We start from the raw sequence: 10,804 nt of genomic DNA on the forward strand, positions 1-10,804 counted from the left end.
GGAAAGAAGCCAAACTAAGTTTGGCAAGAGGCAAGGACAGAGCCAACCGCTTTTATGCTGGTAGTATTGGAACGGCAGAACAAGCAGGTCAACAGATGCTAGAATGTGCTCTTATAGCGGGTCTGAAAGAAGGCAGCTATGTGCATGCTATAAGTGATGGAGCGCCTTGGATAGCTGAACAAATAAAACTAAAGTTTTGCAATCGAAGCGGCCACTTAATTGATTTTTATCATTTATGTGAATATTTATCCGAGGCTGCGATTTGGTGCAATATTTTTGCGCCAATAAAGTGGTTAGAAGAAAGTAAAGAAAAGTTAAAAGCTGGAAAAAGCCGAGAAGTTTTCAAAGAGATTGAAATTAAGTTCAAGGCGCTAGATCATCCTGAGCAGGAAAATGGCTTAGTAAGATGCTATAGATATATGGAAAAAAGACTGGATATGATGAATTATAAAAGCGCTTTAGATAAAGGCTTACCGATTGGGTCAGGCGAGATAGAGAGTAGCCATAGGCATGTGGTGCAAAAGAGGCTGAAGATAGCGGGAGCTTGGTGGAAGAAAGAAAATGCTAACGCGATGCTGAGCTTAAGAATAGGTAGATTAAATGGTTATTGGGAAGCTTACTGGAATTCTTACAAAGCTGCTGCTTAGAAAAGATTGCCAACACTTTTGTTTACACCCAGCCCATACTTACAAATCTTGTAAGCCCTGCATTCAATTTTACTTGCGCGGGAAAACAAAAGTTAATGAGTTGGCTTACAGCTCAGGGTATGGTTCAAAAGGCCCTGGCATGTTTTCTTATCCGATAACATGCGGTAGTAAGCTAATTTATCCGCCTTTATGGGTGAGAAGCACTTTTTATAATCACATGGCAGAGAGAAGGAATATAATTCTTTATCGTTTATCCTCCATTCTTTATATTTTAAGATTATGAGCCATTATCCTGATCCCGTTAAGCTTCCTTCCTATGTATCCATAGCGCGTCGTGAACGTAATCGTCAGCTTATCCTTTCTGCTAAAAGAGGGGTTTATATACGTTTGCTTATTATCTGGGCTGAAAGCATGGGAGCATGGGCTTTTGCCAGTTCTGCTTTAACACTTGATGCTATCTCAAGTTTTGTAGATGTTTTTTTTAGTATTTCTTTAATTTATTTTATAAAGTTTGCTGAGCGACCTCCAGATAAGAACCATCCCTTTGGACATGGGCGCTTCGAGCCTCTGGTGGGAATGCAAATTGGCATAGTCATAGTTCTTATTGGCTTGCTGGCATTCTTTCAACAACTTTTTCACCTTTTTGCAGATAACAACGAGTTACGGGCTGCAGCAGCTTATGCATGGATAATTCCTGCCCTGGCTGTTTTTTTGCTGGAAATTTGTTATCGCCTGGTGATAAAAACAGCTAGAAAGCAAAATAGTCCTGCTTTAGCTGCTGATGCCTTGCATTATCGCTTGGATAGTATCACGAGTGCAATAGCGGCCCTAGCCTTAATTTTAGGAAGTTATTTTCCTGTTTTAAGTGCTTTAATTGATCATCTAGGGGCTCAAGCCATCGCATGCTTTATGATAGGTATAGGAGTATATGCTGCAAAAAATAACCTTTATCAGCTTATTGATAAAATTCCTGCTAAAGAATATTTTGATAAGGTAAGATCTGCTGCCTTAAGCGTGGAAGGGGTAGAAGAAACAGAAAAAATACGCATCCAACAATATGGGCCGGATGCTCATATTAACATTGATGTTGAAGTCGATCCTCATATGTCTGTAATGTTAGCCCATCAAATTACTCAAAATGTGCGTGTCGAGATTCAAAAAGCTTGGCCAGCGGTTAGAGATGTCATCGTCCATGTAGAGCCTTATTATCCGGGGGATCATTAGTGCTTAAGGGCTTAGTAGGTCTAATAGATCGATTGTTTGCTGTCATTGGTGCCTTAGCTTTTTCTCAATTTCCCCTATTTATCCAACAATATCAACAGAATTTATTAGGTCATGTTGAAGAATTAAAAATTCAGCTGCAGGCAATGCAAAGCGCTGCCTCGGTTACAGGAAAATCTTTACAGCAGTATATCGTAAAATTCTTAAACAGCGCAGATACGGATTTCCAGCTGCAAGGTGCTTTAATGAATAATATGGTTGAACGTTACTATACACTCAATGACAGCTTTCAAGCATTGCAGGAAGCTTCTATCTATTTTAAGCCTTTTTTATTTATTAAATATGGTGATTGGAAAATTGCCAAATTAACATGGCAATCTTATAAAATAGGTATCTCCTTTACCTCAGAAGGAGCTATCTACGCAGGAATAGGGGTTATTGTGGGCGTGGCTATTTATGGGCTTTTAAGCAAGCTTATTAAAGGCCTATGGGAATATTACTATCAAGCTGAGGAAAAAAGCAGTATATAAGTAATTCACTGAACGAGGTGATAGCAAAAACAATTCTGGGTGGATCCCTAAGGTGGCATTCGCTGGAATCCTTTTTATTAAGCTTTTATGTTACAGAGGCTGTGAAAAGGAGTGGTCGCTATTTTCTTTCTTTTTTATAATATTTTCGGGCGTATCAACTTCTTGGAATTTCCAATGGATAGGCCTTTCAGTAGTAGAACTTGATGCCACAAATATTTCTTTTTCAGTGTCGCCGGGAGCTAGGTAGATGACTTGAGGCTCGGCAGAGCCCCAATAATAAAAACGAGTCAAAGCTTGCAATCTGGGATCATGGGGATATAACTTCACCGTTAAACTTTGAAGAAGTTTTCCCATTTTACGAAAATTCCTTAACATAAAGTTAAATTTATCAATGTATACATTTCTATCCATATCGCGGATAGGTTCTTTTTCATTTCTAGTATTTATGTCTATCAAGGTGTCCATAAGAAGACTTTCGATGATTTCTTTTTTAATTTCGTTGAAAATGTGGATATAAATGTTTAATTTTTCTTGTTGGCTAGATAAACTTAATTCTTTATTTCCTATTTCTTCCAGCTCAATTCTATTGCATAAAGTGCTAATTTTATTATTAAAATGCAATAATAAATCTCCGCCTGAGGTCTCATGCTCTTTTTTAAATCTATTGGTAACGGGCGAGGATAAAAGTAAGTGATAAAGTGTATTAATAGTGGTACATTCTTGGCTTAGCTGGGCGTTTTGTGTCCTATATTTATCATTTTCTATTTTGAGAGTTTTATATTTATTTTCTAATTTTTTATTTTTCGATTTATACTTTTCTTTTTCCTGTTCTAAATCACAATATTTTTTATTTAATTTTTTATTTGCCATATTTAATTCGTTAAATTCCCTAACTAAATTAATTATTTTTTGATTAATAGCATCGCGTCCACTTGCAGAAATAGAAGAAATAGGCAAGAGACCTGGGGAATGAGCTTCTGGCGTGGAAGACTGGGCAGACGAGCTCGTTAAACATGGAGATGATAGAGAATTCATAAAATCAACCTTGTAAAAAAATATATAAACAAATTTCTTATAGCGGCTATAAATTTATTTATTACAGATAAGTATTTTTAAGAGAAAGTTATTTTTGCTTGCTATTTCATAAAAGACAGAAGGATAAACAGATAGATATTGGAGGAGAAATTGAGAGAATTAACAATTTTAAAGACATAAACTTTTAGGCAAATGCAAAGGAAAAAGCTTTTTTATAAGTTTTTTTCCTCACATAACTGATTCCAAAAATCTCTCATCGGAGGAGATAAAAATTGCCAAAGTTTTTTCAAAGGTACAGGCCATTTATGATGATGTTCAGTGTCTACAAAAGCAATTCTATTATCTTTAGCGATGGGCATGTTAAAATTATAGGGAGAGTCATTAAGTCCTAGCTCTTGAAGGAGAATATAAATCCAAGAAAGTGTATGGCAATTAATTATAGGGCTTTTCCACATTTTATTGTTTTCTTTTCCGGAAAAGATATCAATTTCATTTTCTATAACAATAAAATTTTTTCTTTGTAAATTATTTTGTTTTAAAGGATAGGGAGCCTCCGGTAAAGGGTATATCCATTTAGTAGGAACTACAAAAAGGTGATTAATATGATGCCGATTCAACGCTTCTTGGATAGAAATAGCGCCCGCGACACGTGCATAACAACGCTCCCAATCATTAATTTCTATTTGATCATCTCCAAAAAATTTAAAGATAAACCCTGGAATATTCTTATTTCTTGTTACAATTGTCTTGCTAAAGCGCATGGGAGTGGGCTGCATGAATCCTGCTTTTTGCAAACTCTCTTTATTTTGAGTCACGCGTTTACTAAAGAGACGATCTAGTTTAGGCTTAATTGGGTGATTCTCAGGTAGGAAAAAGGGTTGTAATTGTAGCCAAATACTTGGTTCTATATGAGGGGGTTGGACATAATAGTTAGGATAAAGGGAAGGAGCATTTGCGCTTTTGGAAATAGGGGGATGAAAAGGCACTAATAGATGGACATAGGGGGGAGGAAACTCTGTTCTTCTAGCTTCTTCTTGTAAGGAATCGCGCGGGATTTGAAGTACAGTACGAGGAATAGCTAATTCATAATCATACACGCGAATAAGAGGTGAAGGTGTAGAGTATTGACCTTCTCTTTCGGCGATAATGCGATAAAAGGCATAATCGGACCCCATTTTTATAGAACAATGGGGTGTGGAGATTATCCAATTATCGACTTCATCAAATAACTGTTGCTCCTGATCTATCCAATTAAACTGCTTTTGCGTATAGAGAGAGGGAATGAAATCCAAAGCATTGGAGGCAAAAATATGATATTGGGTATCTGAAAATTCGGATGGTTCCCAACTAATTTCATATTCTTTCTCATCTATTTTTTTAAACACCGGGCGAGCAATAGGTTCAGGCTTATCAACAGTAAATTTAAAGGGTGTTGACCACTCGCTCCAATAGCTATCTTGCAAAGTTTTAACACGAAAGTAGTAATTTGTTTGAGAATTAAAAAAAGTATCAGTTAGCTTATCAATCGTCACTCTATTTTTAAAATCTTCTATACGTTGAAAGTTAGGAATAAGATAATCAAAATTGATATCCGTAGATATTTGCCACCATATTTTTTCGGTTGAGTTGCTAAGCGAAGATAACTCAAAGTAAGGAGATGTATGATCAAAGTGCGCGCTAGGGTTGACAATGCAAACATCGGGGCTTTTCTTCACTTCTAAATCATAATGGACGGTTAGCAAGGTCCTGCCCACATCTTTTTTTGTTCCTAGGTCCACCACATTTGATCCAAGTGTCCATAGGTGTTTTTCGCAATTTTGACCCACAAGTGTAAGGGTTCCTGTAGGGGCATTGGCTCTTATCTCTACAGTCCATACAGGCACTTCAAAATCATATTTACTTTGAGAGGTTATAATTTTCTTCTGGCCTTCAAGTATGATCTCTTCGGAAGTATGATTGATAAGCTGGACGATAGGATAAGCAGAGGTAAGATATAAAATAGAAGAAGGTAAAGCACGTTCTGCTAAAATTACATTTTGTTTCACAAGGCCATTATGATAGAAAGTAAGAGTTTCTTGGGGATATAAAGTAGAGGACTTGTTTGTCCATTGCATACCAAGACTTACATCGTTAGGCTCAAAGCCATCAAATTCTTTAGGAAAGATATCTAAATGAGCAAAATTCATACTCGATCCTGAAAAATCAAACTTACTTTCGAGATCCGAAGCTTTTGTCCTTAACATCAAAAAAGGGTCATCAGCAATCTCTTCATAACCGGCAAGGGTGTGATTGTCTAAAGCAAGATATCCTAATTGACGCCTCTGGTCTATGAGATGCCAGTGATTATTAAAGTAAAATTCTTGTAAATGACGCTTACTAGCAGGCACCTTTCTACACGGCAAGTTTATACTGCACCCTAAAGAGGAGGAGTAAGCTTCATTTTCTGCTATCTTTAGCTGGTATTTTTGCCACCATCCCCAAAAATTTCCTTCTTTTTCAAGCTGTTGCATTCCTATTTGTTTTTGCTCTTCCCTATCCATATTAACAGATAAAAACAGGTCAGAGATGATCTCAGAAGAAATGTTTTTCAAAGTAAAACTATGCACTATTAAGTGTTGCTTAGGCTGAGTGGGCTCAATTTTCAAGTATGTTTTCGGCTCTGTGTCAAAGGTGCAAGAGGTTTCTATTGCCAACAGGGAGAAAGAACTGCACAAGAGGAGAGCCCAGCTGATGAATGATTTTAACATTTTTTTACCTACTTTCTTAAGGCTAATAGGAGACAACGAAGCATGATGTAGGATAACCAGACAAGAGCTGCTAGCATGAGAGCTGCTGCAAAACTTTGCCTTGCTTCAAATGTCTCGCGATAGAAAAGAATAAAGCTAAAAAACAGCGCTGTTAACGCTATAACAAGGCTGATTTTATCTATAATTTTGGAGGGATACATAAGAATTTAGCCTTTAGCTGGTAATTTGTCTTAATAAAGCAGGCTTTTAAATTTACTTCAATTTTTTTCTAAAAAGATTATTCAATAAGGGCTGCCTTTTAAAAATGGACACTGTAGCAGGCAAAATTTTTTATTGCATGAAAAGCAGAAAAGAGGGGAGCCATTTGGAAATTTTTTATACAGGGGAGGAGACAATTTAAAGTTTCTTTAGGAAGATAGGCTTTAAAATAAAATTGTTTTGTAGATTTAGCGATAAAACTTTTCCTTAAGATTACAAAAGGTATTTTCTCTAGAGGGGCATGATTGAAGCGAGGAGAAATTAAAGGCTATCCACAAAAGTTAATAGAATCATTATTATTCCTTTAATTTTTTCTGATATTCGGTAAAATCATTATTTTTCGAATAGAGATAGATGATAGATTTCTATAGCTATGAGTGGATATTTGAGCAAACAGCAAGAAGCCCTTAATGACCAAACAACACTTTACCAAGAGTAATTATGAAAAATTTAATTATAAGAAACTTTTATTTAAAATTTAATAAAGCTGCGGCTACTTTACAGTCAGTATTTTTGCTACTCGTCCGTATCTATTTTGGCTGGTCATTTTTTTGGGCCGGCCTAGGAAAACTTCAGAATATCTATGGTACTGCTGAAGCTTTTGCTAGCTTAGGTATTCTTTATCCTCTTTTTAATGCGTATGCTGCTAGCTTAATTGAACTAGTAGGAGGAGCTTGCTTATTTTTAGGCTTGGGAGCAAGATTAGCAGCTTTTGCTTTGTCTATAGTAATGCTTGTTGCTCTTTACACTGCTCATTATGATGCTTTGTTAAATATCTATAGCGCACCTGAGCAGCTTCTTACCCAACTTGCATTTATTTATTTGGTTGCTAGTATGATTATTTTGATTTTTGGCCCAGGTAAAGCTTCAGGGGACTCCTTGATTGAAAAAAATTGTAAATAGAGAAAGTTTAGAAAAAGGGGATAAATTTAAAGAATGTCAAGAGTTCTTCTATTTAGAGTGAGCATTTGGCTAGTTTAAATGATGCCCCCTTGAATCTAAAAAGGGAAAGATTTTCCTATAGGCGGGGATAGCTTTTTAAGAAAAGAAGCTATCTTAATAAAAGTTGCCTCATCAAAACTTTATAAAAAATCTCTTATAATTTTTCTAAGGAATTGAAGGTTTCAAGGCTTTGGATGTAGGCCTCTTGAATCTATCTCTCGTTACGTTTCTTCAGCTTATAAAAAATTAGGCAGGAATAGGGATTATAATAAAAATATTTTGTTTTTACCTTGACTGACGTTGACTGTTCTTTCTCTTGGAAGAAAAGAGCGTTGAGAAAATGCATTGTACAAAGAAGCTATAGTCGTATATAGCTTAAAAAGAGAATCGGATCTTTAAAAGCAGACTCTCTTCCTAAAGATAAGTTTATGTTAAAAAATAGGACTGCATAAAAAGCTGCTCAAAAACGTATGAAAGGCCTTTAGAATATTAGAAAAACCGTAAGATGAGGGGAATCAGTCTTAAGCTGTAGACCTTTTCTTACTGCCAAGGATTTTAAAAGCGTATTTCTTACTTTTCTAACATGTGTGCTTAACTTAAATAAAACCAATAAATGAAGGCGTGTAAATCCTTCTTAAAAAATAATAATAGGAAAGTCATCGAATAATTCATTAGTAACTAAATTTTAGCTATATCTTTAATGATCTAAAATTTTAGCATGGCGCCATTCTATAGGTATATATTCTTCTCCTTCAAGGGCAACTATTCTTTTTCTTATAGGTGGATGGGTAGAGAATAAACTGCTTAAGCTCATTCTATCATTAAAATATAGATGAGAATAAGCCATTCCTTTTAAAGGCATTTTTTCATCTTCTGCTCTCTCAATCTTTATAAGTGCTTGAATAATACCAGCGGAATTTCTAGTAAATTGTACAGCACAAGCATCTGCTAAATATTCACGTTCACGGCTTACCGCTGCTTTTAAAATAGAGCCCATAATCCAAGTTAAGGCTCCCGCTACAAATATAAGAAGAGCTGCAATAACGACAGGATTATTTCCTTTTTTTTCCTTCTTTCTCTTGAATGAGAGGTAAATTGAAGGAGGCGCATTCCAATATATAAAGCATAAAAAAAGCCCATTACCATAGCAGCAAGGCGCATGCTAATCTTTATATCACCATTATAAATATGGCCAAATTCATGAGCGATGACCCCTTGTAGTTCTTCTCGAGTCAGTTTATCTAATGATCCTTTGGTAACAGCGATGGCTGCGTTTTCAGGTGTGAGACCCGCTGTAAAAGCATTAATTGCGTCTGTTGGTAATATGTAAACGGGAGGTACGGGCAACGAAGAAGCTATAGCTATTTCTTGCACAATATTTAACAGCTGTTTTTCTTTCAGATTATTTGTGTGCTCATCTATAAGTCGAGCACCTAAGGAGCGAGCTACATAGGCGCCTCCCTGCAACTTATAATGGCTATATTCTACCAAGGCTATACCGCAGGTGATAATTAAGAAGGCCAAACCTAGTAAAGGAATAGGAGGATGATAGCTATCTTTAGCTAAATTGCGCATCGTATATTCAACTAATGTGGAAATTAAAAGTGTGAGCGCTAAAAAAAGGCCTAAATATAGTTTTGTTTTTGAACGCGCTTTTTTCTGAGCTTCCCAAAAGTTTATAGCCATACAAACTATATCCTCATCCTTGACTTGCTTTTAGGGTAGGTTGGCAAATTTAAAGTAAATTTAATTTTTTTTGTCTAAGAAGAAAAAGAAACCTTTACAGCTTTTTTAGATTCTTCAGACTCTGCCTCATATAGTTCAGCAGGCTGGTGGCCTAAAGAGGTAGCGATAAGAGCTGCGGGAAACTTTTGTTGGATATTATTATAAGCTAATACTTGATCGTTATAAGCTTGTCTAGCAAAAGCTACTTTATTTTCCGTTGTACTTAGTTCTTCTTGTAAATTATGCATGGTATCACTAGCTTTAAGTTGAGGATAATTTTCTGCCAAAGCGTAGATATTTCCTAAACCTGCTTTAAGACTGGCTTCAGTGCTCATTAGTTCTTTCATGGCTTGGTGGGATGGTAATCCACTTTTTTTTATCTGCTCTCTTATAGCAGAGGCTTGGCTCCTAGCTTCAATAACGGCTTCTAGAGTGGACTTTTCATATCCCATATAACCTTTTACCGTCTCTACTAAATTTGGTATTAAATCATAGCGACGCTGCAGCTGAACATCGATTTGGCTCCATGCATTTCTTACCTGGTTACGCGTTTCAATGAGCCTATTATAAATTCCTATTAATGAGAGAGCTATGACAGCAAGGATTGCAATAATAACACCAATAGTTATCAACATACATTCATCTCCTTTACAATATTTAATTTAAAATAAATTCTATAATATAATGAATCGTTTCTTCTTTAAGAGAGTAGTAACTAAGGTACATTCATAAGCTACTTATAATAAAGAAAGCAAGATAATTATATCTTTAATCTCTTTGAAAGACCAGAAATCGAGTTTTACTGCTTCTAATCAAATATAGGGAAGGGGAGTAAAATATTTATCTTTCTATCAATAATGCCGTTAATTTTGCTTTTTATAGGCTTATTTAGCATTACACTTTGGTAAAAAAGTTAATTTTAGCTAAGCTTGTATCCCACGAACATTATACATTACCCTTGCAAACTCATGGAATATTTGAACGATACCTTTTCTCTATGGCTATTAGAATATGGAAGCATGGCTCTTTTCTTTTTGCTTGCACTTGGAATTGTCGCCCTGCCGATTCCTGATGAAACGCTTATGGTTATCTCAGGAGTTATGATTCATCAGGGGCATTTATATACAATTCCCACTCTTATGGCAGCCTATCTAGGCTCTATGTGTGGCATTACCTTAAGCTATATGTTAGGAAAGACAGCAGGTCATTTTATTATTAAAAAGTATGGTAAGTGGATTGGTATCAATGAAGTGCGCTTAAAAAAAGCACACGATTGGTATGAATATCTTGGAAAGTGGACTCTTACCTTTGGATATTTTATCCCTGGCGTGAGGCATCTTACTGGCGTGCTCGCTGGGATGACAGAACTTACTTATACGAGCTTTGCTCTTTTCGCTTATAGCGGGGCTTTTTTATGGGCTACAGTCTTTCTTTCCATTGGTTATTTTTTCGGTCCCTACTGGTCTTGCGTTCTCTGCTTCTTAGATGATCATCCCTTAGAATTGATTATAGCAGGAATATCTATTTTACTAATTATATGGCTAAGCAAACGTCGTGATAAAAGCAAAACAGTGACTCAATGATTTTTTAGCATAGTGTCTAGAATAGAATGCAAAATTTAGCTTTGAATTAATTTTTCACATAATTTTCTTGAGCTCTTACGTTGTCTAACATCTAATTTCTTTAGGAAACGATAAGG

The 10,804-nt window shown here is 35.9% G+C and carries 11 protein-coding genes; 5 read left to right on the forward strand and 6 right to left on the reverse strand.

Annotation, left to right across the window (positions count from 1 at the left end; all coding sequences use genetic code 11):
• The 3 genes from DB41_RS03910 to DB41_RS03925 all read left to right on the forward strand — a co-directional run.
• On the forward strand, positions 1-647 hold a 647-nt coding region (locus DB41_RS03910), incomplete at its 5' end, for a UPF0236 family transposase-like protein (RefSeq protein ID WP_039384562.1).
• A 279-nt stretch (positions 648-926) separates the two neighbouring features.
• Positions 927-1,871, forward strand: coding sequence for a cation diffusion facilitator family transporter (locus tag DB41_RS03920; protein ID WP_039384566.1), 945 nt, complete (start codon positions 927-929; stop codon positions 1,869-1,871).
• Positions 1,871-2,398: a DUF2937 family protein gene (locus tag DB41_RS03925; protein ID WP_052243875.1), complete on the forward strand. Its 528-nt coding sequence runs from the start codon at positions 1,871-1,873 to the stop codon at positions 2,396-2,398. Before DB41_RS03920 ends, DB41_RS03925 begins: the two co-directional genes overlap by 1 nt.
• A gap of 90 nt (positions 2,399-2,488) precedes the next feature.
• On the opposite strand, the gene DB41_RS03930 is transcribed toward DB41_RS03925, so the two are convergent.
• From DB41_RS03930 to DB41_RS03940, 3 genes are all read right to left on the reverse strand, one after another.
• Complete coding sequence (locus DB41_RS03930) at positions 2,489-3,433, reverse strand: hypothetical protein (RefSeq protein WP_039384567.1); 945 nt, start codon at positions 3,431-3,433, stop codon at positions 2,489-2,491.
• Positions 3,434-3,645: 212 nt separating this feature from the next.
• Positions 3,646-6,078, reverse strand: coding sequence for a hypothetical protein (locus DB41_RS03935; RefSeq protein ID WP_155117573.1), 2,433 nt, complete (start codon positions 6,076-6,078; stop codon positions 3,646-3,648).
• 110 nt (positions 6,079-6,188) lie between these two features.
• The gene (locus tag DB41_RS03940; protein WP_039384571.1) at positions 6,189-6,380 is read right to left on the reverse strand and encodes a hypothetical protein; all 192 of its coding nucleotides are present in this window, start codon (positions 6,378-6,380) and stop codon (positions 6,189-6,191) included.
• A 499-nt stretch (positions 6,381-6,879) separates the two neighbouring features.
• Here DB41_RS03940 and DB41_RS03945 point away from each other — a divergent pair, with 499 nt between their 5' ends.
• Positions 6,880-7,341 carry a DoxX family protein gene (locus tag DB41_RS03945; RefSeq protein ID WP_039384573.1) on the forward strand — a complete coding sequence of 154 codons (462 nt, stop codon included), beginning with the start codon at positions 6,880-6,882 and terminating at the stop codon, positions 7,339-7,341.
• Between the two features lie 736 nt (positions 7,342-8,077).
• On the opposite strand, the gene DB41_RS12220 is transcribed toward DB41_RS03945, so the two are convergent.
• The 3 genes from DB41_RS12220 to DB41_RS03955 form a co-directional block, all read right to left on the reverse strand.
• On the reverse strand, positions 8,078-8,500 hold the full coding sequence (locus tag DB41_RS12220) for a M48 family metalloprotease (protein ID WP_306459957.1): 423 nt from the start codon (positions 8,498-8,500) through the stop codon (positions 8,078-8,080).
• A complete protein-coding gene (locus DB41_RS12225) occupies positions 8,398-9,066 on the reverse strand; it encodes a M48 family metalloprotease (RefSeq protein ID WP_238578420.1) in 669 nt (222 codons plus the stop codon). Before DB41_RS12225 ends, DB41_RS12220 begins: the two co-directional genes overlap by 103 nt.
• A 74-nt stretch (positions 9,067-9,140) precedes the next feature.
• The gene (locus tag DB41_RS03955; RefSeq protein WP_039384575.1) at positions 9,141-9,740 is read right to left on the reverse strand and encodes a LemA family protein; all 600 of its coding nucleotides are present in this window, start codon (positions 9,738-9,740) and stop codon (positions 9,141-9,143) included.
• Between the two features lie 333 nt (positions 9,741-10,073).
• On the opposite strand from DB41_RS03955, the gene DB41_RS03960 reads away from it, so the two are divergent.
• The gene (locus tag DB41_RS03960) at positions 10,074-10,688 is read left to right on the forward strand and encodes a DedA family protein (protein WP_039384576.1); all 615 of its coding nucleotides are present in this window, start codon (positions 10,074-10,076) and stop codon (positions 10,686-10,688) included.
• The last annotated feature ends 116 nt before the right edge of the window (positions 10,689-10,804 follow it).

It is taken from the genome of Neochlamydia sp. TUME1 (assembly GCF_000813645.1).
GTDB lineage: Bacteria > Chlamydiota > Chlamydiia > Chlamydiales > Parachlamydiaceae > Neochlamydia.

Bases quoted from the DNA above. Each gene is read 5' to 3' on its own strand.
- DB41_RS03940 (WP_039384571.1), bottom strand. From the start codon at position 6,380: ATGTATCCCTCCAAAATTATAGATAAAATCAGCCTTGTTATAGCGTTA.
- DB41_RS03945 (WP_039384573.1), top strand. From the start codon at position 6,880: ATGAAAAATTTAATTATAAGAAACTTTTATTTAAAATTTAATAAAGCT.
- DB41_RS03920 (WP_039384566.1), top strand. From the start codon at position 927: ATGAGCCATTATCCTGATCCCGTTAAGCTTCCTTCCTATGTATCCATA.
- DB41_RS03930 (WP_039384567.1), bottom strand. From the start codon at position 3,433: ATGAATTCTCTATCATCTCCATGTTTAACGAGCTCGTCTGCCCAGTCT.
- DB41_RS03955 (WP_039384575.1), bottom strand. From the start codon at position 9,740: ATGTTGATAACTATTGGTGTTATTATTGCAATCCTTGCTGTCATAGCT.
- DB41_RS12225 (WP_238578420.1), bottom strand. From the start codon at position 9,066: ATGGCTATAAACTTTTGGGAAGCTCAGAAAAAAGCGCGTTCAAAAACA.
- DB41_RS03960 (WP_039384576.1), top strand. From the start codon at position 10,074: ATGGAATATTTGAACGATACCTTTTCTCTATGGCTATTAGAATATGGA.